Here is a 21,879-nt window from a genome sequence, read left to right on the forward strand (position 1 = left end):
GCACCCCGTCACGCGGAAGGGCAGGACCTCCTGCGCCACGGCAGTTCGTCGGGCGGCCGCACGGCCCGCGGTCCGTCGCCCTGGACGGCCTCCGCCACACTCAGGCAGATCCGCTCCAGCTGTTCCACCTGCTCCGCCGTGAGGTGGTCGAAGACCGCCCGGCGCACGGTGTCGACGTGCCCCGGCGCCGCTCGCTCCAGCAGCGCCTGCCCCTCGTCCGTGAGCACCGCGACACTGCCCCGCCGGTCCGAGGGGCACTCCTCGCGCCGTACCGCCCCGTCCCTCTCCAGGCGCGTCACCGCGTACGTGAGCCTGCTGCGCGTGATCTTCAGCGCCTCGGCGAGATCGGTCATCCGCAGCCGCCGCTCCGGTGCCTCGGAGAGGAAGGCCAGGACGGTGTAGTACAGGTGCGGCAGGCCGGCCTCCCGCTGGAGCTGCCGGTCGAGCGCGTCCTCCAGGAGCAGCGAGGCGGCGACGTACGCGCGCCAGGCACGCTGTTCCTCGGCGGTGAGCCAGCGGGTCGTCATGCGGACAGTGTAGTAATTGCTTAAAAGTTGAACCAGCGTTCCGGCAGCGTCGCATCCGCACGAGCGGGATGACCACAGGAGTACGCCCATGCCCCACCCCCACGTCCTGCTGTCCGCGGCCGTCTCCCTCGACGGCTTCCTCGACGACACCGGACCCGAACGGCTGCTGCTCTCGAACGCGGCCGACTTCGACCGGGTCGACGAGGTGCGGGCGGCGAGCGACGCCATCCTCGTCGGCGCGGGCACCCTGCGCGCCGACAACCCCCGCCTCCTGGTCAACTCGCCCGACCGGCGCGCGGCCCGGGTCGCCGCCGGCCTCCCGGAGTACCCGCTGAAGGTCACCGTCACCGCGGCCGGGAACCTCGACCCGGCGGCGCGGTTCTGGCACACCGGCGGCGAGAAGGCGGTCTACACGACCGACCGGGGCGCCGAGCGGCTGCGCGGCCTCGGACTGCCGGCCGACGTGGTCCCCGTCGGCCCCGACCTGGAGTGGCGCGCCGTCCTCGACCACCTCGGCACCGCACGCGGCGTCCGGCGCCTCATGGTGGAGGGCGGCGGGCGCATCCACACCCAGCTGCTCGGGCAGGGCCTCGCCGACGAACTCCAGCTCGTCGTGGCCCCCCTCCTCGTCGGCGAGCCGGACGCCCCCCGGATGTTCGGCACCGGACCGTACCCCGGCGGCCCGCGCAGCCGGCTCCGGTTGCTGGAGACCCGGCCGATCGGTGACGTCGTGCTCCTGCGGTACGCCCCCACGGTGCCCGGCACCGGCACGTCGGCGTCCGCCGCCGACCGGCAGTGGCTGGCGCTCGCGTGCGAACTGGCGGCCGACTGCCCGCCCTCGCGGACCGCGTTCAGCGTGGGCGCGGTGGTCGTCGCCGCCGACGGTACGGAGCTGGCCCGCGGCCACTCCCGGGAGGGCGGCGACCCCGTGGTCCACGCCGAGGAGGCCGCCCTGGCGAAGCTGGACCCCGCCGATCCGCGCCTGGCCGGCGCCACGGTCTACAGCAGCCTGGAGCCCTGCGCCCGCCGGGCCTCCCGCCCGTCGCCCTGCGCCCGGCTGATCCTGGACGCCGGGGTACGCCGGGTGGTCACCGCCTGGCGCGAGCCCGGCACGTTCGTGGTGGACGCCGACGGCAACGGGCTGCTCGCCGCGGCGGGCGCCGACGTGCTCGTCCTCCCGGAGTTCGAGGGCCGGGCGACCGCGCCGAACCGTCACCTGCTCGCCCCCTGAGGACCGATGTGCTCGCCACCCCGTCGATGACGTACACTGGTTTCACCGACGCGGGGTGGAGCAGCTCGGTAGCTCGCTGGGCTCATAACCCAGAGGTCGCAGGTTCAAATCCTGTCCCCGCTACTGAAGGCCAAGGGCCGGAATCCGACAAGGATTCCGGCCCTTGGTGTTGTCCCAGGCGTCTCCCCCGGTTTGTCCCAGGCGTCTCCCCCGGTGGTTCACCTACTCCACCGGGACCGGGGCGCCCCCGTCGCCCGCCCGGCACGCCCTCGCCGCGTCGCGCAGCCACAGGGCGCTCGCCTTCGGCGTGCGCCGTTGCGTGGCGTAGTCCACGTGGACGAGACCGAAGCGCTTGGCATAGCCGTACGCCCACTCGAAGTTGTCCAGCAGCGACCAGCAGAAGTAGCCCCGGACGTCCGCGCCCGCCGCGCGGGCCCTGCCGACGGCCGCGAGGTGGTCGGCGAGGAAGGCGATGCGGTCCGCGTCCTGGATCCGCCCCGACGCGTCCACGGGGGAGGCCGTGTCGTCGAAGGCGGCGCCGTTCTCCGTGATGTACAGCGGCAGGTCGCCGTACTCCCGGGTGAGGCGGGTGAGCAGGCTGGTCATGCCCTCCGGGTAGATCTCCCACGGCATCGCGGTCGAGGGGCGGTCCGTCTGCTGCACCGACCGGTAGCCGTGCGGCTCGTCCGAGGGCTTCACGACGTTGCGGAAGTAGTAGTTCACGCCGAGGAAGTCCAGCGGCTGCGCGATGGTCTCCAGGTCACCGTCCTCGACCGGCGGCAGGGCGTCGTACGGCGCGAGGTCGGCGAGCAGGTCCTCCGGGTAGCGGCCGTGCACCACCGGGTCGAGGTAGATGCGCGTGCCCACCGCGTCGGCCCGGCGGGCGGCCTCGACGTCCTCGGGCGCGTCCGAGGCGGGCTGTGCGACCACGGGGTTGAAGGTGATGCCGACCCGGGGCGGCCGTGCCGCCCGCTCCCGCACCTGCCGGGCGGCCAGCCCGTGGCCGAGCAGCAGGTGGTGCGCCGCCTTCGTGAAGTCGGGGAAGCTCGTGCGGCCCGGGGCGTGGACCCCCTGGTAGTAGCCGAGCATCGCCGAGCAGTACGGCTCGTTGAGCGTGATCCAGTCGGTCACCCGGTCGCCCAGGGCGTCGGCCACGATCCCGGCGTACTCCGCGAAGCGGTACGCGGTGTCCCGGACCGGCCAGCCGCCCGCGTCCTCCAGCTCCTGGGGCAGGTCCCAGTGGTAGAGGGTGGCCCAGGGGGTGATGCCCTTGTCCAGCAGCTCGTCGACCAGCCGGTCGTAGAAGGCGAGGCCGCGCGCGTTGACCGGCCCCTTGCCGCCCGGCTGGACGCGCGGCCAGGAGACGGAGAAGCGGTAGGCGTCCAGGCCGAGACCCGCGAGCAGCCCGACGTCCTCGGGCATCCGGTGGTAGTGGTCGCAGGCCACGTCGCCGTGGTCGCCGCCGGCCACCGCGCCCGGCGTATGGCTGAAGGTGTCCCATACGGACGGGGCGCGGCCGTCCTCCGCGGCGGCCCCCTCGATCTGGTAGGCGGACGTGGCCGCGCCCCAGACGAAGTCGGCGGGCAGCCCGTTCACGGCCTCGCCGAGCAGGGACTCACCGGTCATGGGTTCGCCGGCCACCGGCTCGCCTGCCACGGGTTCGGTGCTCGCAGCGGTCATCCGCTCCACCCTCCTGGGGACGTGAGTGACGTAGAACGCCCCCGCCCGCCACTGCACCTGCGGGTGGGAGCGCTCCCAAAGGCTTGCCCCTCCCCTCCACCGTGTCAAGTAGTGCGAATTTCAGCCAACAGGCCGACGGCCGAGGCGAGTTCCCGATGGCCGGTTGACACACCTTCACCATTCGGTCACCTTCTTGGGAGCGCTCCCATTCACCACTCGACGCTCCTCCCCTCTCTTCTCCTCTCCTTCCTTCTTCGCGCTCCTCCGCTCCGGCCCGGCGCCCGCGCGCCCGCCTCCGCGGACTCCTTCCTCGCTCCTGCGCTGCGCGGCCGCCCTCGCGGTCCCGCGCTTCCGTCGCGCTGCCACGGCTGTTCCTGCGCCGTCCGTCCGACCCTCGTTCGTCGAACCGGAAAGTGACCGCACGTATGCCTGACCGCACCTCCGCACAGCCTGACGCCCAACCCGTCGCCCAGCTCGTCGCAGAGCCCGTGGCCCAGCCCTCCGCCCAGCCGCTCGCGCAGCCCGGGACCACCCTCGGCACCCCGTTCGTCGAGCGCAACCTCGACCTGGTCGGCAAGCTCTACCAGCGCTCCGTGTACCCCTCCGCCCTGGACGTCGCCGGCGGCAAGCGGCTGTCCTCGCCGCTCGTCGTCGACCTCGACCCGACGACCGTGTGCGACCTCGCCTGCCCGGAGTGCATCAGCTCCCAGGTGCTGCACCACGGCCAGATAGACAAGGACCGCATCGTCCGGCTCGCCCACGAGCTGGCCGGTTCGGAGGTCCGCGCGGTGATCCTCATCGGCGGCGGGGAACCGTTGCTCCACCGCGCCATCGGCCGGATCATCGAGGTGCTCCACGGGGCGGGCATCCAGCTCGGCCTGGTCACCAACGGCACCCAGATCCACCGCCACATCGACCAGCTCGCCGCGATGCTGTCCTGGGTACGGGTCTCGGTGGACGCCGGGAGCGCGGACACCTTCCAGGCCTTCCGCCCCAGCCGGGGCAAGCGCAGCGCCTTCCCCCAGGTCATCGAGAACATGCGGCTGCTCGCCTCCCGCAAGCAGGGCCGGCTCGGCTACTCGTTCCTGCTCATGCAGCGCTTCGACGACGACGGCGGGGTCACCGACTCCAACTACGACGAGGTGTACCGGGCCGGCCTGCTCGCCCGGGAGATCGGCTGTGACTACTTCGAGGTCAAGGCGATGCTGGACGAGGACCACTACACGGTCAACCAGCGGGCCGAGGACATCGAGGCGGTGGAGGAGCAGATCGCCCGGCTGCGGGAGCTGGAGGACGACTCCTTCCACGTACTGCACTCCTCCAACTGGCAGGCGGTGCGCCGTGGTTCCGACCCCGTGCAGCCCAAGGAGTACCGTTCCTGCGCGGTCACCGAACTGCGCACCACCGTCACGCCCACCGGCGTCTTCGTCTGCCCCTACCACCGGGGCAACCCCAAGGGGCGGATCGGCGACATCGCGGACATGAGCTTCGCCGACATGTGGGCGGCGGCCGACACCACGGTGATCGACCCCCGCGAGGACTGCCGCTTCGTGTGCGCCCGGCACGCCACCAACCAGGAGATCGCGCTGCTCCCGGGGCGTCCCGTACCGGTCGAGCTGCTCGAGGACTTCGACCCCTTCATCTGACCGACGGCACGCGCCCGGAGCCCGCGCCCGGCGCTCCGGTGCGCCCGCGCCACCGCGCGCCTCTTCGCCGCGTCGCCCGGCACCGGCCCGGTCCCCGCCCGGTGTCCGACCCCCGCGCGCGTCACCCACTCACGCCACTCTCACCACACACACCCCCGAACCCCCGAACCCCCGAACCCAAGCAACAGTGCCAGGAGCCCACATGCGCTTAGCCGTGATCGGAGCCGGTCCCGCGGGCCTCACCTGCGTCAAGCAGGCCCTCGCCGACGGCCATGACGTCGTCTGCTTCGAGAAGCACGAGGACATCGGCGGCATCTGGAACCCCGCGTCCGGCGGCGCCTACGCGGGCGTCCGGATGCAGAGCTCGCGCATGAGCATGCCGTTCTCGGACCACCCGCCCGCCTTCACCGCCGACTTCCCCACGCAGGACGAGGTACAGGCGTACCTGCGCTCGTACGCCGCGGAGCCCGGCCTGCTCGACGCGGTGCGTTTCGGCCACGAGGTCGTCCGGGTCGCGAAGGACGGCGAGGGCTGGTCGGTGACCGCCCGGCGGCAGGGGGGCGCGGAGGCGACCGAGCGTGTCGACGCCGTCCTGGTCGCCAACGGCGAGCTGTGGCGGTCCCGGCTGCCGGCCGGCGGCCTCCCGGCGCCCGGGACCGGCGTACGGGTGCTCACCGCCCCCGAGTACCGCGGGCCGTCCGGCTTCGCCGGGCAGCGGGTCCTGGTCGTGGGCGGCGGGGTGAGCGGCGCCGACATCGCCGCCGACCTGGCGCCGCACGCCGCCCGGGTGGACTGGTCCGTGCGCCGCAGGCAGCTGTTCCTGCCGCGGGACATCGGCGGCGCCTACAACGACGCCCTGTTCTCGTACGCGGGCCGCGTCGCCGTCGAGGACGTGCCGTACGCCGAGTACCTGGACTGGCTGACCGAGTGGATCCCCGACTACATGCGCGGGTACCGGGCCACCGGACTGCTGCCCGAGGCCGGCTTCCACGGGGCCGTGCACGTCAACGAGAAGATCGTCCCCGCGGTGCACGACGGAGGGGTGCACCCGGTGGCGGCCTTCGACCGGTTCGCCGACGACGGGCAGGTGGTCCTCGCGGACGGGACCACCGGCCGGTACGACACCGTGGTGCTGTGCCTCGGCTACGAGCCACCGGACTACGGCTTCATCGAGCTACCCGGGGAACTGGCGCGCGAGGACCTCTACGAGCACCACTTCTGGCGCCACGACCCGACCCTGGCCGTCGTCAACACCCCGGTGGACACCGAGGCGTTCGGCACCGCCTGCCCGTACTTCGAGGCGATCGCCGGCTGGGTGCTGAGCGTGCTCGGCGGCAAGACGGCGCTGCCCGGACCCGCCGAGCGCGCCGAGTGGTGCGCGCGCCACATGTCCGCGCTGCACGACCGGCGCTACCTCGACTGCTGGCTGGAGACGGTCCGTTACGGGCTGCTCAGCGGCACGCTGCCCGACCCGGCCGTGCACTTCCGGGCCTACTGGACCGTCGTCTCCAGCCAGGTCGACCCCGCCAACCTGCGCCCGGGGCGGGCCCGGCCGGTGCCCGCCGTGCACGACGGGCGGCTGGACCTGGACGGCGTACGGCACCGCGTCCTGGCCGCGCTGCCGGCCGGCACCCGGCAGCGGCTGCTGGCCGCCGGGGAGATCGACGCGTCCGACCTGGCGGCGGCCGAGCGGGTGCCCGCCGGGCGGGAGCTCGCGCCCTGGCTGCCGTACCGGCAGCGCGAGACGTCCGCCACCGGCCCCGCCGGTCATGCCGGTGCCGCCGGTGCCGCGGAGGGGGAGGCCGCGTGAAGGTCCGGACCGGCACCGGGACCGGGGCGGAGGAACGGGCGGCGGGCGGCCGGTGGCGCCTGGTCACCGATCCCGCGGTGCGCAACCTGATCGCCGTCAGCGGGGCGATCGGGGTGGCCGGCGCGTTCGTGGTGCCCACCACCAGCCTCTTCCTCACCCAGGCGGTCGCCGCCACGCCCCTGATGGTCGGCCTGTTCTTCGCCGCCCGGTCGATCGCGGAGATCGGCACCGACGTGGTGGTGGGCGCGGTCTCCGACCGGCTGCGCGACCGCCGTACGATCCTGGTGCTGACCGCGCTGCTGAACGCGTCCGGCGCCCTGTGCTACACGTTCCTGCGCGACTACTACGCGCTGCTCGTGACCGGCATGATCTGCTTCGGTCTCGGCGGCGCCTGCTTCGGCCAGCTGTTCGCCTACACCCGGGACCTGGCGGACGCGCGGGGCGTGGACGCCCCGTTCTTCAACGGCTTCCTGCGCTCGGTCACCTCGGCGGCCTGGGTGGTGGGCCCGCCGCTCGCCTTCTGGATCATCGCCGAGTGGTCGTTCACCGTGCTGTACGCCGTGACGGCCGGCCTCTCCCTGCTCGCGGCGGTGCTGTGCCGGTGGGGGCTGCCACAGCCCGGCGGGCCGGCGGCCAAGGACACGGGGGCGGACCCGTCCGGGACACCGGCGGACGAGGAGCCGCCGCCCGGGCTGCGCGGGATGTTCGCCGGGGTCGGGCTGCACACGATGCTCGTGCTCGGGTCCGTGGTCCTGCTGCTCGGCGCCAACGCGATGTACCAGATCAACCTGCCCCTCCACGTCACCGAGGAGCTGGGCATGAGCGCCCAGTTCGCCGGCCTGCTGCTCGGGGTGAGCGCGGCGGTGGAGATCCCGCTGCTGGTGCTGGCGGGCGTCTGGGCGGACCGCCTCGGCAAGCGGCGGCTGATGATCGCCGCCGCCGTCTGCGCCACCCTGTTCTTCTCCCTCCTGCCGTTCGCGGAGGGCCGCCCGGCGCTGCTCGCCCTCCAGCCCCTCAACGCCGCCTGGGCCGCGGTCGCCCTGAACATCCCCGTCGTGATGCTCCAGGACAGCCTGCCCGGCCGGGCAGGCACCGCGTCGGCCCTGTACTCCAGCGCCTTCAAGGCCGGCATGTTCCTGGGCGGCCTCGTCGTCGGCACGGTCGCCACCTGGACGGGCTACACCCAGGTCTTCTGGGTGTGCGCCGGCCTCACCGCGCTGGCCGGAGTGCTGGTGCTGTGCCTGCGCCCCTCCGCCCCCACCCCCATCGACCACCTCTCCGACCCCGCGGATCCCACCGACTCCGCCGAGCCCCGCGAAGGGAGCGCCGCGTGACCACGCCGCCGCCCGCCTGTACGGTCGTCGTACCCACCTACAACCGCACCGGACTGCTCCGGCACACCCTGGACTCCCTGTGCCGCCAGCAGCTCCCGGACGGCGACCGCTTCGAGGTGGTGGTCTCGGACGACGGCTCCACCGACGACACCGAGAAGCTCGTCACCGGTTACCGTGACCGGCTCGACGTGCGCTTCTTCTTCCAGGAGGACGAGGGCTACCGCGTCGCGCGGGCCCGCAACGTCGGCATCGGGCACGCCCGTGCCGACGTCTGTGTCTTCGTGGACTCCGGCGTGATCCTGCACTCCGGGGCGCTCGCGGCGCACCTGGCGGCGCACCGGGAGACGTCCGCGCCCACGGCGGTCGTCGGTTACGTGCTCTGCTTCAACGAGGGCAACGAGGACGGCCAGGAGATCCTCGACTCCCTCGACCTCGCCGACCCGGACGCCTCCTTCGCCGAGTTCACGGCCGCGGGCCGCTGGCCGGACATCCGCGAGGACTACTACGAGCGCTACGGCGAGGACCTGGACGCGCTGACGGCGCCCTGGCTCATGTGGTGGACCTGCAACGCGTCGGCCTCCACCGCGCTGCTGCGCGGGGCCGGCGGCTTCGACGAGGCGTACCGCTCCTGGGGCGCCGAGGACGTCGACCTCGGCTACCGGCTGCGCACGGCCGGTGCGCGCTTCGTCCTGCGCCGCGACGCGGCCGCGCTGCACGTGCCGCACCCGAAGAGCTACGAGGACAACATGCGTTCGGCCGCCCTCAACTACCGGTACTTCGCGGACAAGTTCGACACCCCGGTCGCCCACCTCGTGCCGGACACCCACTTCCACGAGATCGAGGACGTCCTGCGCTCGCGCGGCCTGGCCGACGGCGAGCCGACCGAGCGGTTCGGCACGGTGGTCCGCCCCATCGACCTGATGGACGCCGAGCGGGCCGCGCCACCCACGGTCGCGAGAGGCGACCGGTGACCCCTCCGCTGCTCGGCACGTGGATCTGGAAGGACCGTGAAGTGCGACGTGACATGCCCCGGGTGCTGGTGTTCTCCCCGCACCCCGACGACGAGGTGATCGCCTGCGGCGGCACCATCGCCCGGCTCGCCGCCGAGGGCGCCCGGGTGGGCGTGGTGTTCGCCACCGACGGCGCGATGTCCCACGCGGCCGTGCTGGACATCCACACCGAGCCCACCCCCGACGAGTTGCGCGTGATCCGCCGCGAGGAGGCCTTCATGGCGGCCAAGGCGATGGGGCTGCGGGAGGAGGCCGTGCGGTTCCTCGACTACCCCGACACCCGGCTCGCGGACCACCTGCCGGAGTTCCGCCGGGACGTGCTGGAGGTCCTGCGCGAGCACCGGGACGTCACCCAGGTGTACGTCCCGCACGAGGTCAGGGAGCTCAACGCCGACCACCGGCTGACCGGCGAGACGGTGGTGACCTGCCTGGCCGAACTGGGGCTCGCCCCGGACGTGTACCGGTACGTGGTGTGGGACGAGCGCACCGAGGAGGAGTTCGGCTTCGTCAACCGCAACCCGGCGGACGGCCCGGGCACGGGCGCCGAGCGGCTCGCGTCCTTCGACATCAGCGCGTACACGCCGCACAAGCACGCCGCGTTCCGCGAGCACCGCACCCAGGTCGAGCTGTACGCCCCGGGGCAGACCCGGCCCGTCGTACCGCTGCCGTTCCAGGAGCGCGTGTACGCGGCGCACACCGAGGAGTTCTGGATCACCGAGCCGGGCGGCGCCCCCGGCGCCCGCACCCGGGAAGGGAAGTGACGACGACCGTGACGACCGTGACAGGAGGCCCCGGGGCGCCCTCGGCAGGCGACACCGCGACACCCTCGGCGGACAGCACCGCGGTGGCACCCACGGCGGACGCCACCGCGGCGCCCGCGACCACCGCCCCGCCCGCCACCGCCCTGCCCGCACTCGAGCCGCTGGCCCGATGGCCGCGCCTGACCTCGGCGATCCCGCCCGATCCGGCGGTGGAGCGCCGCGTGGCCGAGATCCTCGCGCAGCTCACGCTGGAGGAGAAGGTCGGCCAGATGATCCAGCCCGAGCTGGCCGAACTGACGCCCGAGGACGTGCGCGAGTACGGCATCGGCTCCGCCCTCAACGGCGCCGGCATCTGGCCCGGCGGCAGGCGCCACGCCACCGTCCAGGACTGGGTGGACGCCGTCGACGGCTTCTGGGCGGCGGCCGAGGAGCACTGGCGAGGCCGCCCCGTCCGCGTCCCCTTCATGTGGGCCACCGACGCCGTCCACGGGCACAACAACGTGCACGGTGCCACCGTCTTCCCGCACAACATCGGCCTCGGCGCGGCCGGCGACCCGGACCTCGTACGGCGCATCGGCGAGGCCACCGCCCGCGAGGTCGCCGCCACCGGCATGGACTGGATCTTCGCCCCCACGGTCACCACCCCGCGCGACCGCCGCTGGGGCCGCTACTACGAGGGCTACGGCGAGGACCCCGCCCTCGTGCACGCGTACGGCCGGGCCATGGTCGAGGGCCTCCAGGGCGACGTCGCCGCCCTGCGCACCGACGGCAAGGTGCTCGCCACCCTCAAGCACTGGATCGCCGACGGCGGCACCGCGAACGGCGGCGACCGCGGCACCGCCCACTGCTCCGAGGAGGTCCTCCGCGACATCCACGCCCAGGGCTTCCTGGCCGGCATCACGGCCGGCGCGCAGAGCGTGATGGTCTCCTTCAGCAGCTGGTCGAACCCCGCCAACTACGACCACACCCCCGGCCGCGCCGAGCCCTACAACGACAAGGTCCACGGCAGCAGGTACCTGCTGACCGACGTGCTCAAGGACGCCCTCGGCTTCGACGGCATCGTCATCAGCGACTGGGACGCGCACGCCGAGGTCGCCGGCTGCTCCGCCGGGGACGCCGGGTACGCCATCAACGCCGGACTCGACGTACTGATGGTGGCCGGCCGCGAGGCCTGGCAGAGCGTGCACCGGACGACCGTCCGGTACGTGCGCGACGGGGTGATCCCCCTGGCGCGCGTCGACGACGCCGTCTCCCGCGTGCTGCGCGTGAAGATGCGCGCCGGCCTGTGGGACAAGCCCCGCCCCCGCGACCGTACCCTCACCCGCGCGCAGTCCCCGGTCGTCGGCTGCGCCGAGCACCGGGAGCTGTCCCGGGAGGCCGCCCGCAAGTCCCTGGTCCTGCTGAAGAACACCCCCGGCCTGCTGCCCCTGTCCCGCACCGCGCGCGTGCTGGTCACCGGCAGCGCCGCCGACGACCTGAGCAAGCAGTGCGGCGGCTGGACCCTGACCTGGCAGGGCGACGACGTGGACCGCGCCGACCTGCCGGACGGCAGCACCCTGGCGGACGCGGTCCGCTCGGTCGTCGGCAGCGAACGGTGCACCGTCGACCCGGCGCTGGTGCACGCCGACCCCACCCAGTTCGACGTGGCCGTGGTCGCCCTCGGCGAGGACTCGTACGCCGAGATGCGCGGCACCCTCAAGCCGTGGCGCTCCCTCGCCTACGCCGAGCTGAAGTCGTCCTACGCGCGTGACGTGGAGGTGCTGCGCCGGCTGCGGACCGCCGGCCTGCCCGCCGTCTCCGTCTTCTTCACCGGCAGGCCCCTGTACTGCACGGAGGAGATCAACCTCTCGCACGCCTTCGTCGCCGCCTGGCTGCCCGGCCCGTACGCGTCCGGCGTCACCGACGTCCTCTTCGCCGCCCCGGACGGCGCGCCCACACACGACTTCCAGGGCCGGCTGCCGTCCTCCTGGCCGCGCACCCGGGACTCCGCCGCCGTCAACCGGATCCCGCCCCACCTGCCCGGCTACCGCGTACCCGCCGAGGAGACCGCACCGGAGGACGGGTACACCCCGCTGTTCCCGGTGGGCCACGGGCTCTCCCTGCACGATCCGGCCCCGGCCGCCGGCCCCCTGCCGCCGGACGTCTTCCGGCCGGCCCCGCCGCCGCCCCCGGCCGACGGCCCGCTCCGGGTCCTCGACGCGGCGGGCACCCCGTACCGGCTGCGGGTCGGCGGCCACAACACCTGGTCGCGCGAGGACGTCTCGCTGACCGGGCCGACCCGGTGCCTCATCGTGCACGCCGACCCGGTGCCCGGCCCCGGCGCGGACCAGGGGGAGGGCACCGCGCTGCGGCTGCGCTTCACCGGCTACCCGGCCTTCGTCTACGCCGAGTCGCCCACCGGCACACCGGCCGACCTGCGCGGCCACCTGGAGACCGGGGCCCACGTGCGGTTCCGCGCGCGGGTGCTCGAACGGCCCACGGCCGCCCTGTACCTGGCCTGTCACGACGACTACCCGGCCCAGCCCGGCGTGGACCTGGCTCCGGTGCTGCGCGAGGCACCGGAGGGCGAGTGGACCACGGTCTCCGTGCCGCTCGCGAGCCTGGCCGCGGTCGGCATGGACCTGCGCCACGTGGACGTGCCGTTCATGCTCTACACCGAGGGCACGGCGCTGCTGGAGATCGCCGACGTCGGCTGGCGCGTCCCCTGACGACTCACGCCGGGAACGTCGGAAGCCCCCTGCTCGGACACTGTCCGACCAGGGGGCTTCCGTCTCGCTCCCCGTAGGCCCTGTGGGACTCGAACCCACAACCAATGGATTAAAAGTCCACTGCTCTGCCAATTGAGCTAAGGGCCCTCGTGATGTTGCCTCCCCGAGCATAGCCGGACGATGCCGGGAGTCCGATCGGGTATCGGTGACCCGGCCGAACCGGGCGCCCGCGAAAGGTTCCGTAGCGGAACAGAACGGGAGAAAGCCACACCCCCGGCGATCGGATCGCCGGGGGTGTGCTGGGTCAGGCCGGGTCAGCCGTTGCGCTTCCAGCGGGGCTTGTCGTCGCGGCGGCCGAAGGAGCCGGAGCCCGAGCCGGAGCCCGAGCCGGAGCCACGGTGGTCGTCACGGCGGCCGTACGGACGGTCGTGGCCGCCGGAGCGGAAGCCGCCGCCCGAGGGGCGGTCGCCCTGACGGTCGCGGTTGTACGGGCGGTCGCTGCCCCGGTGGCCACCACGGTCGTCACGGCGGTCGAAGGAACGGCCACCGCGGTCGAAGCCACGGTCGTTGTCCCGGCGGAAGCCACTGCGCTCACCGTCACGGCGTTCGAACGAACGGCCGCCACGGTCGTCACGGCGGTCGTCCCGACGGAAGCCACCGCGGTCCCGGTCACGGTCGCGGTTGAAACCGCCACGGTCACCGCCGCGGTCGTCCCGGCGGTCGAAGGAACGGCCACCGCGGTCGAAGCCACGGTCGCGGTCACGGTCCCGGTTGAAGCCGCCGCGGTCGCCGCGGTCGCCGCGGTCGTTCCGGTCGCCCCGCTCGTCACGACGGAAGCCGCGGTCACGGTCGCGGTCGCGGTTGAAGCCGCCACGGTCACGGTCCCGGTTGAAACCGCCACGGTCACCGCGGTCGTCACGCCGCTCCCGGCGCTCGTACGAGGGCCGCTCGTACGACGAGGAGGACGGCGCCTCCTCCGTGCGCTCGGCGCGCTCCACCAGCTGGGGGGTGGTCTGCTCGGGCAGGGAGACCACGGCGTCCTGCTCGGTGTCGCCGGTGCCCGCAGCGTTGTCGGCGGTCTCGCCGCGCGCCTGCGCCAGTGCCCCGGCCGGGTCCTCGCCCCGCTCCCGGGCGACCCGCGCGACCAGCCGGTCGGCCTCGTCACGCAGCTCGGCCGCACGGCGCGTAGCCCGCTCCAGCTCCTTGCTGAGCTGGGCGACCTCGCGCTCGGCCTGCTGGGCGGCGTTGCCCGCGGACTCGGCCTGGACCTCGGTCATCGACCGGGCACCGGTGATCTCGGCGACCTCGGGGTCGAACGCGGCACCGCCCTGGATGATGTGGCGCGAGGCGTCGACGCCCGCGTCCTCCATCAGCCGGAAGATCTGGCGGCGCTGGTGCGGCAGGGACAGGGACACCACGGAGCCCGTACGGCCCGCGCGAGCCGTACGGCCGGCGCGGTGCAGGTAGTCCTTGTGGTCGCCGGCCGGGTCCACGTTCAGGACGAGGTCGATGCCGTCCACGTGGATGCCGCGCGCCGCGACGTCGGTGGCGACGAGGACGTTGACGTACCCGTCCTTGAAGTCGGCCAGGGTCCGCGTACGGGCCCCCTGCGTCATGCCGCCGTGCAGGGCGTCGGACTTCACCCCGGCGTCCCGCAGTTGCTCGGCGACGCGGTCGGCGCCCAGCTGGGTGCGGACGAAGATGATGGTGCGGCCCTTGCGGGAGGCGATCGCGGCGGTGACCGGCGCCTTGTCCTTGGGCTTCACGATGAGGATGTGGTGCGACATGGTCGTCACCGCGCCCTGGGCGGCGTCGACCTCGTGCGAGACCGGGTCCACCAGGTAGCGCTTGACCAGCGTGGAGATCTCGTTCTCCATGGTCGCGGAGAAGAGCATCCGCTGGCCGCCGGCCGGGACCTGGTCGAGCAGCTCGGTGACCTCGGGCAGGAAGCCCAGGTCGGACATCTGGTCGGCCTCGTCGAGGACGGCGACCTGGACGTTCTCCAGCGAGCAGGCACCGCGGTTGATGATGTCGCGGAGTCGGCCGGGGGTCGCGACCAGGATGTCGACGCCGCGCTCGAGGGCGTAGATCTGGTTGCCCATGGACGTGCCGCCGCAGACGACCTTCATCTTCAGTCCGACGACGTCGCCGTACGGCTGGAGGGCGTCCGCGACCTGCATCGCGAGCTCACGGGTCGGCGTGAGGATGATCGCGCGGGGCTTCTTCTTCTCGGTGTGGCCGCCGGCCAGCGTGGCCAGCGTCGGCAGACCGAAGGAGAGGGTCTTGCCGGAGCCGGTGCGGCCGCGGCCCAGGATGTCCTTGCCCGCCAGCGCGTCCGGGATGGTCGCGGCCTGGATCGGGAACGGGGCGGTCACGCCGTTCTGCGCGAGCTTGCGGACGACGCCCTCGGGCAGGCCCAGGTCGGCGAACGTGACCTCGGGAGCCTCGGCGGCGGTGGTGTCCGTGTCGTCCCCGCTCTCGGGCAGGACGATGTGCTCAGTACTGGTTGTGGACATGCGAAATGCGAACCTTCCGGAGTTCTCGGCACGCGCCCAAACTCCGTGAAGTCACAATCGGCCGCCTCAATGCGGTCCGGCCACGGCAAGGGAGAGTACGCGCCACACGCGGCGCGTCTTAGTGGCGCCGGGCAAATGGGATCAAACGATCTACCACCATACGCACCCACTGCCCAGAAAGGCAAACCACCCTCATCGCCGCTGGTCAGGGCGGCACCGGGGGCTCTCCTCATGGGACACGCGGGAGCACGAGACGGTAGGAGCGAAGGCCCCGTTCACTCGAACGGAGCCCAGGCGCTGACGGCTGGGGCCGGGGACGAACCGGCGGCCTCCTGCCTTCAGGCCGTAACGAGCAAGTCTACGCCCCGAGCGCGGAAAGCGCGGACGATGTCCTGAAACTGTGGCGCGATCGAGCGATCCGTGCACCCCGGGCCTCACGCCCTACCGCCCTACCGCTCTCCCGCCTCACGGCCTCACGGCTGCACCGGCTTCGGCAGAGTGAGAATCTCGGCCCCGTCGTCAGTGATCGCGATCGTGTGCTCGGTGTGGGCCGTACGGCAGCCCGTCGCGCTGCGCAGTGTCCACCCGTCGGCATCGGTGACGAGCTCGGCGGTGTCCTCCATGACCCACGGCTCCAGCGCCAGCAGCAGCCCGGGGCGGAGTTTGTAACCACGGCCGGGCCGCCCGGTGTTCGAGACGTGCGGGTCCTGGTGCATCGTCGATCCGATGCCATGACCTCCGAACTCGGTGTTGATCGGGTATCCGGCCTCACCGAGGACCGTGCCGATCGCATGGGAGATGTCACCGACGCGCGCTCCGGGCCCGGCAGCGGCGATCCCCGCGGCCAGCGCGCGTTCGGTCGCACTGATCAACGCGACGCTCTCCGGGGGCCTCGCCTCGCCCACGAGGAAGCTGATGGCGGCGTCCGCGGCGACCCCGCCCCGGGAGACGGCCAGGTCGAGCGTCAGCAGATCACCGTCGGCGAGCGTGTAGTCGTACGGCCGCCCGTGGAGCACGGCGTCGTTGACGGCCGTGCAGATGTAGTGGCCGAACGGGCCGCGCCCGAAGGACGGCGCGTAGTCGACGTAGCAGGACTGCGCCCCCGCCTCGCCGATCATGGCCTTGGCCCACCGGTCGATGTCCAGGAGGTTCGTCCCGACCTCGCTCCGACCCTTCAGCGTCTGCAGGATGTCGGCGACCAGGGCACCGGTGCCCCTGGCCCGGGTCAGCAGGGTGGGGTTCAGGATCTCGATCATGCGGCGCCTTCCTCATGCGACCGATAACTATACCGGCCAAACTATACCGGTACTAGAATCGGAGGCATGGTCAGGTTGCCGCTCACTCCCGAAGAGGTCGAACGCGGACAGCGTCTCGGTGCCCTCCTTCGTCGCGCCAGGGGAGAGCGCTCGATGCTCGAAACCGCGCTCGACGCACGCGTCTCACCGGAGACCCTCCGGAAGATCGAGTCGGGCCGCGTGGCCACCCCCGCCTTCCCGACCATCGCGGCGATCGCCGACGTCCTCGGCCTCTCCCTCGACGCGGTATGGGCCGAGATCAACCAGCCGGACCCCGGCGTGGTCCCGGCCGGCTCCGGCCACCGCACACGCGAGCAGCTGACCTCGTAGCCCCACGCGGGGGCAACACGAAGACACCCCCTCCGAAGTCCTTCGGAGGGGGTGTCTGCCCTGGCGAGGGCGGTTGTGGCTGGGGCCGGGGTCGAACCGGCGACCTTCCGCTTTTCAGGCCGAACCCAGGGGACCTACCGCATGGTCACGGGGTGTACAAACGATCTCCGTGGACCGTGGTTGTGCGCTGCTGTTGGCGTACGGGTTGGCGTACGCCAACGCGAGCCTTACCGCGCCCCTCCGCCACGCTTTCCGCTCCCGCTGAAACCAACCACAGCCACAGCGCTCCCGGCGCATGCGAGGAGTTCTGCGGCTTGCTGCGACGAGACTCCAACTAGAACCAGGATCACTACGACAAGCCAACGGACGCGGGATTCACTTGACGGCAGAGGTGCGCACTGGGCGACACTCATAACGGCTCTCCGATGAGTCGGGCGTACTGCCCCCGTCCGCCGGCAAGTGAGGCGGGGGCAGACGCTGCGGTCTGGAGCCAACAGAGTGACCCATCAGGCCCGAGCCACGCACCCTTCGATACAGGCACCCAAGAGCCTCGATTCGCTATCGCGAAGCATCTTGCACTACACCCGCATAGGCATTGCAATGCAATGTCAACTGGGTTGACGTAGCTACACGTTGCAACCCGACGTTGCATATTTTCAGAGTTGAAGCGCAGGTCGCGGCTCCGTGTCCCCCGGGGACACGGAACACCCCGTTACAGGACCCGGAACACCGTCGCGAAGCCCCAAGGGGCGACTCTGGCAGCGCCTCCGGACGGCAGGTGTAGTGAGCGATTGCCTTAGCACCAGCACGTCAGGTAACTCGATGTGACTAACGTCTCATAAGCTCACCGCTTCAGGCGGGTGAGCCTAGCTCGTGTGACAAGGAGGTTCACTCCCCGTCATCACCACTGGCAGAAGGCGACAGCCGCGTCATCCCCTGACTTATACCGAGGCCACCGGCGACCGGTGGGGTCTGTGGCCTCAACCTTGCGAACGGCCTCGATGAGCTCACGGGGCCCGCCCTCTCGAAGCGTGGCGAAGACCTCGGGCCAGGTGGCCATCTCGTACTCGGTGACAAGTCTCGATACGCCGTCCGACAACACGGCGGCAGAGTGCACATGTCCGATCGCTGTGGCTCCAGTCAGAGCGTGTTCGGCCGCCTCAGGGCTGGTCGAGGCCACCCAGTACCCATCCGGCGTGTTGCGTACCTGCCGTTGAGCTTGAACAAGTCGTTGCAGAGCTTCCCTGTGCCTCTGGGTGTGCGTCTCGTGACGCTCGACTTCCGCCCGCAGATCCGGCAGGACATCGTCCACACGTAGGTCACTGATCACCGTGTAGCCCTCGGGACCCTCGAAGACAATGGGCGAGTCAGCGATGACCAGGTGGTCTAGGAAGCCGTGTCGGTGTCGCAAGATCGCGACCGTTGCCGACGGTGTCCCTGGATTGCCGAGATCGCACTGAGGGTGCAGCGCGGCCACGCGTTCGAGGGCATCGGCCAAGCCGTCCGTGAGCGGCCGATCCGGGTCCGCCAGGGCGGCCACGATGTGCCCACCAAGGTGGGCGACGTACCACGGGACGCCATGGCGGCACCCCGTGGCCAGTCCGGCGGTACTCAATCCGTCCAGCACCACGGCCAGCGTGGGAGTGCCGGCCACCCAGTCCTCATTCGGGTTGGCTCCCCCGGGCTGTGTGTCAACGCAGACGCGCATGCTCAGCTCTCGTGTCGGTACAGCGGCGTAACCCGGCGGCTCTCCAGCACTTCCAGCGTGTCCGGGTTGTAGCGGCAGGAGATCAGCGTGGAGAACCGCCGAGTGCGGACCTCTCGGTACAGCTCTGCCAAGTTGTGCTCCAAGTAGTGCACCACTCCGTTCGCGCCGATGGCATGGATACCAGCGATGTAGAGGAACGTCCCCCGACCGTCCAGACGCGGGAGGCGCCCCAGGTACCCGTAGTCACCGGCAGAACCATCCTCATCCTGCGGAGACCGGTACTCCGTGCCTGCTTTCTGATCCACCAGGTGCCAAGCACGGTCTTTCTCAAACCGCAGATTGTCGTCTCCCTCCAACACCTGGGCAACGATGGGCGACAGCCGTGGACCGCAGATGACCACGTGATTGTCACGGTTCAGGTTGACGATGCCGGTCGGCGGGATCACCTCGTACTGCGCCTCAAGCTTCATGCCGCCCAGCAGCTTGCGCAGGTGTTCGAAGTTGTCGAGATCCTCCCGGACCACCACCGCGCTCGGGTTCTCATCAGGCCCCTTGCCCGCTTCGTACTTGCCGCCCAGAGAGACGGTCACCAGGTCGGTACCGAAGAACGCTCGCTCTGGGGGCGGTCCGGCGGACGCGAGTTGCCCGACACGTCCCCGGCTCACGCCTAGCTGTTTGGCAATCTCAGCTTGCGTCATGCCGGAAGCCTGCGCCTCTTCGATCGCCTCGCGGCGGATGCGGGAGAGCTCCAGCACTCGCCCTTGATAGGTCGCCATCAGGTCGATAGCCGCTTTGGCTCGTTCGACCGGGACTGCAATCTCTGCGACCCGCTGCATGTCGTCGTGCACGGCTCTCCAATCGTCGCCTAGGGGGGCTAACAAACTGTACCGCGAGAGGGGGTTGCACACACCTCCGAGTCTTGCCTATGGTTCCTAACACGCAAGACGGCAACCCCCCCTAAGCAAGATGAGGAAGGGCGGCCGTAACTGCTTGACCTGCCGGTCTGGGATAGCTGCTCGCCTCTATGTGGGGCAGCCCTTTGCTGGTCGTTCGTTGAGAACTGCATAGGTGGGCCCCGTCTCCCCGAGTCGAAAAGACGGACCGCGCGGCGACCGCCGCGCATCTCGACCTCTCCGCAGCTCGATGCTGCGGCCGGTTGCCTCCGCTGCTCGTCTCGCACGAGCGGCGCCGAGGGGAGCCGGAGAGTTTCCGACTTCAACGGCGCGCGGCTCCCGGGAGGCACCCCGGGAGCCGCTATTCGGGCCGTTCCATCTGTGAGAGGAACACGACCCAATGGAACACATCGTCACTGTTCAGGACGCTGTTACCGCGTTCGCTGACTTCATGGAGCCGACGGCCGCTGAGCTGGACGCGATCGAGCGGGAGATGCCCGTGATCCTCGTGGACGTCGACCTGCTGGACGCGCAGATCGCCACGCTGGACCGCACGCCGACCGAGCTGGACGAGCGGCGCATCCGCCGGGCCCGCCGCCGGGCGCTGGCCGCCCGCGTCGCACTGGTCAACCGCACCACCGCCGCGAGCCTGCCCGGCGGTGCCGCATGAGCACCGTCGACCAGGACAAGAGGCTGACCACCGCGCACGCCGAGGTGAAGGCGGAGATCACGCGGACCGACACCAAGACCGGGCTGTTGCTGGCGTTCGTCGGCGCGGTACTCGCCGGGGCCTGGACGGTCGCCAAGGACACGCCCTTGACGCTGCCCGCTGTGGTGGTGGGCGGTCTCGGCATGGCGCTGCTGGTCGGCGCGGCCGGCACGCTGCTGCGGTCGACGCGGCCGAACCTGCGCGGTCGGCACGGCTTCCCGCTGTGGGCCACCCTCACCGCCGAAGAGATCTGCGACGCGGTGGCCGGGGACCTGGCGGCCGACATCGCGGGTCTGTCCCGGCTCGCGGTGGTCAAGTTCACCTGCCTGCGCCGCGCGGTCGACCTGACCTGCGCCGGGGGCGCGCTGCTCATCCTCGCCGCGCTGATCACGGCGGGGGGTGCGCTGTGACGCTGGACAATCTCGCGGTGCCGCTGCGGGTGCTGCGGCTGCTGGCCGTCGACTTCCCGCACCTGCCCGCCCCCGACGTTGACGTCTCCCCCATCTCCCCGGAGCAGCTGCGGCTGTCCTTCCACGACACGACGTGCGAGAGCCTCGCCGCGTTCGAGCAGTGGCGCACCGCGCTGGGCATCGCGGTGGACGCGGTCGCCTGCCGTTCCCAGAGCGACGGACGCACCCGCGTGCTCGCGGCCGAGGGGCGGTTCGCGGGTGCGGAGATCGTGTTGACCGCCTTCGCCGACCAGCCGGACGCCGACCGTGCCCGGGCCGGACGGACGGGGGGTGCGCTGTGAAGGCGAAGACCGCACTGCCCGCCGTCGCCATGACGGCCGTGTCCATGGTCCTCACCCTGGCCGTGGTCGTCATGTGGCTGGGCACCGTGATGCCGTGGCCGGTCGCCCTGGTCGTCGGACTCGGCATCGACGGCGGATGGCTGGCCACCCTCGCCTACGAACGCCGTCTCGCGGCGCAAGGTGACCACAGTAACGCCGTGACCGCCGTCGGCTGGTCCTTCGGCCTCATCGCGACCGGCGTCCTGGTCGCCCACGCCCTCACCGCCGAGACGTCCGCCGGCGCGTGGCTGGCGGTCGCGTGGCTGCCGCTCGCGGCCAAGGCGCTGTGGCTGGTGCACGGCATGTGGGAGCGCACCGCGCTCACCCCGTCCGCGCTCGATTCCATCCGCGGCATTCAGCAGGAGGCGCGGGACGAGGCGGCCGTGGCCCGCGCCCGGCTCCGGGCCGAAGCCACCACGGAGGAGACTCGGCTGACGGCCGTGACGCAGGCCGGTGCGCGCGTCGCACGCGTCCAAGCGAAGACCGCCGCCACCCTCTCCAGGGCGTGGTCGACGCTGGCGACGGCGCGGGACGGGGAGGACACCGGCAGGGCGCTGACCAGCGTGACGACCCCCGTCACACCCGGCGTCACACCCCGTTGGGAGCTCCCCGTCTGGGGGCCCACCGAGCCGGTGCCCGCGCTGGAGGCGGCGCCGGTGCTGACCGATGCGGAGTTGGACGCGCTGGTCGACCAGATCCGCCACAGCCAGACCCCGGCACTGTCGTATCGGGAGATGGCCGCCCGCTTCCGGGCGTCTGGTTACTCCGCTTCTGAGGTTCGGTTGCGGGCGGCGTGGAAGCGCGTGGCGTGATGGGCGCGCTGCCGCTGTTCCGGTGGCGGCTCGCGCCGGACGGCTACGCCACCCGCCGCCAGCTCCGGGCGCGCGGTCTGCGGCCCGGCGGGCAGGACGTGGCCGCGCAGCTCGAACGG

18 protein-coding genes and 2 tRNA genes are annotated in these 21,879 nt (G+C 71.9%); 13 read left to right on the forward strand and 7 right to left on the reverse strand.

Annotation, left to right across the window (positions count from 1 at the left end; translation table 11 throughout):
• Positions 1-8 precede the first annotated feature (8 nt).
• Complete coding sequence (locus UW392_RS02050; protein WP_320773081.1) at positions 9-527, reverse strand: MarR family winged helix-turn-helix transcriptional regulator; 519 nt, start codon at positions 525-527, stop codon at positions 9-11.
• 88 nt (positions 528-615) lie between these two features.
• Here UW392_RS02050 and UW392_RS02055 point away from each other — a divergent pair, with 88 nt between their 5' ends.
• Positions 616-1,758: a dihydrofolate reductase family protein gene (locus UW392_RS02055; RefSeq protein ID WP_320773082.1), complete on the forward strand. Its 1,143-nt coding sequence runs from the start codon at positions 616-618 to the stop codon at positions 1,756-1,758.
• 49 nt (positions 1,759-1,807) lie between these two features.
• Positions 1,808-1,881 (forward strand) — tRNA-Met (locus UW392_RS02060).
• 99 nt (positions 1,882-1,980) lie between these two features.
• Here UW392_RS02060 and UW392_RS02065 read toward each other — a convergent pair.
• On the reverse strand, positions 1,981-3,438 hold the full coding sequence (locus tag UW392_RS02065) for a GH1 family beta-glucosidase (protein ID WP_414495428.1): 1,458 nt from the start codon (positions 3,436-3,438) through the stop codon (positions 1,981-1,983).
• Between the two features lie 425 nt (positions 3,439-3,863).
• Between UW392_RS02065 and UW392_RS02070 the strand changes: the two genes are divergently transcribed.
• The 6 genes from UW392_RS02070 (at position 3,864) to UW392_RS02095 (ending at position 12,707) form a co-directional block, all read left to right on the forward strand.
• Entirely contained in the window at positions 3,864-5,084 is a 1,221-nt protein-coding gene (locus UW392_RS02070; RefSeq protein ID WP_320773083.1) for a radical SAM protein, read from the forward strand.
• A gap of 202 nt (positions 5,085-5,286) precedes the next feature.
• Positions 5,287-6,894 (forward strand): FAD-dependent oxidoreductase, encoded by a 1,608-nt coding sequence (locus UW392_RS02075; RefSeq protein WP_320773084.1) that lies wholly within the window; start codon positions 5,287-5,289, stop codon positions 6,892-6,894.
• On the forward strand, positions 6,891-8,228 hold the full coding sequence (locus tag UW392_RS02080; protein ID WP_320773085.1) for a sugar efflux transporter: 1,338 nt from the start codon (positions 6,891-6,893) through the stop codon (positions 8,226-8,228). Before UW392_RS02075 ends, UW392_RS02080 begins: the two co-directional genes overlap by 4 nt.
• Complete coding sequence (locus tag UW392_RS02085; protein ID WP_320773086.1) at positions 8,225-9,199, forward strand: glycosyltransferase; 975 nt, start codon at positions 8,225-8,227, stop codon at positions 9,197-9,199. Before UW392_RS02080 ends, UW392_RS02085 begins: the two co-directional genes overlap by 4 nt.
• Positions 9,200-9,240: 41 nt before the next feature.
• Positions 9,241-9,999 (forward strand): PIG-L family deacetylase, encoded by a 759-nt coding sequence (locus UW392_RS02090; RefSeq protein ID WP_320773087.1) that lies wholly within the window; start codon positions 9,241-9,243, stop codon positions 9,997-9,999.
• Positions 10,000-10,016: 17 nt separating this feature from the next.
• Positions 10,017-12,707 (forward strand): glycoside hydrolase family 3 protein, encoded by a 2,691-nt coding sequence (locus UW392_RS02095; RefSeq protein WP_320773088.1) that lies wholly within the window; start codon positions 10,017-10,019, stop codon positions 12,705-12,707.
• A gap of 74 nt (positions 12,708-12,781) precedes the next feature.
• On the opposite strand, the gene UW392_RS02100 is transcribed toward UW392_RS02095, so the two are convergent.
• The 3 genes from UW392_RS02100 to map form a co-directional block, all read right to left on the reverse strand.
• Positions 12,782-12,854 (reverse strand) — tRNA-Lys (locus tag UW392_RS02100).
• A 167-nt stretch (positions 12,855-13,021) separates the two neighbouring features.
• On the reverse strand, positions 13,022-15,223 hold the full coding sequence (locus UW392_RS02105) for a DEAD/DEAH box helicase (RefSeq protein ID WP_320773089.1): 2,202 nt from the start codon (positions 15,221-15,223) through the stop codon (positions 13,022-13,024).
• Positions 15,224-15,696: 473 nt separating this feature from the next.
• Complete coding sequence (gene map, locus UW392_RS02110; protein WP_320773090.1) at positions 15,697-16,479, reverse strand: type I methionyl aminopeptidase; 783 nt, start codon at positions 16,477-16,479, stop codon at positions 15,697-15,699.
• Between the two features lie 66 nt (positions 16,480-16,545).
• Between map and UW392_RS02115 the strand changes: the two genes are divergently transcribed.
• A complete protein-coding gene (locus UW392_RS02115) occupies positions 16,546-16,848 on the forward strand; it encodes a helix-turn-helix transcriptional regulator (protein ID WP_320773091.1) in 303 nt (100 codons plus the stop codon).
• A 901-nt stretch (positions 16,849-17,749) separates the two neighbouring features.
• On the opposite strand, the gene UW392_RS02120 is transcribed toward UW392_RS02115, so the two are convergent.
• On the reverse strand, positions 17,750-18,502 hold the full coding sequence (locus UW392_RS02120) for a hypothetical protein (RefSeq protein ID WP_320773092.1): 753 nt from the start codon (positions 18,500-18,502) through the stop codon (positions 17,750-17,752).
• Between the two features lie 56 nt (positions 18,503-18,558).
• Positions 18,559-19,404 carry a sigma-70 region 4 domain-containing protein gene (locus UW392_RS02125; RefSeq protein ID WP_320773093.1) on the reverse strand — a complete coding sequence of 282 codons (846 nt, stop codon included), beginning with the start codon at positions 19,402-19,404 and terminating at the stop codon, positions 18,559-18,561.
• Between the two features lie 445 nt (positions 19,405-19,849).
• Here UW392_RS02125 and UW392_RS02130 point away from each other — a divergent pair, with 445 nt between their 5' ends.
• The 4 genes from UW392_RS02130 to UW392_RS02145 are packed head-to-tail and all read left to right on the forward strand — an operon-like array spanning position 19,850 to position 21,760.
• On the forward strand, positions 19,850-20,119 hold the full coding sequence (locus UW392_RS02130; RefSeq protein WP_320773094.1) for a DUF6284 family protein: 270 nt from the start codon (positions 19,850-19,852) through the stop codon (positions 20,117-20,119).
• A complete protein-coding gene (locus UW392_RS02135; RefSeq protein WP_320773095.1) occupies positions 20,116-20,568 on the forward strand; it encodes a Pycsar system effector family protein in 453 nt (150 codons plus the stop codon). The genes UW392_RS02130 and UW392_RS02135 overlap by 4 nt, the downstream gene beginning before the upstream one ends.
• Positions 20,565-20,909: a hypothetical protein gene (locus UW392_RS02140; RefSeq protein ID WP_320773096.1), complete on the forward strand. Its 345-nt coding sequence runs from the start codon at positions 20,565-20,567 to the stop codon at positions 20,907-20,909. Before UW392_RS02135 ends, UW392_RS02140 begins: the two co-directional genes overlap by 4 nt.
• On the forward strand, positions 20,906-21,760 hold the full coding sequence (locus tag UW392_RS02145; protein ID WP_320773097.1) for a protein spdB: 855 nt from the start codon (positions 20,906-20,908) through the stop codon (positions 21,758-21,760). The genes UW392_RS02140 and UW392_RS02145 overlap by 4 nt, the downstream gene beginning before the upstream one ends.
• The last annotated feature ends 119 nt before the right edge of the window (positions 21,761-21,879 follow it).

This window comes from Streptomyces sp. CRN 30, from assembly GCF_034105845.1.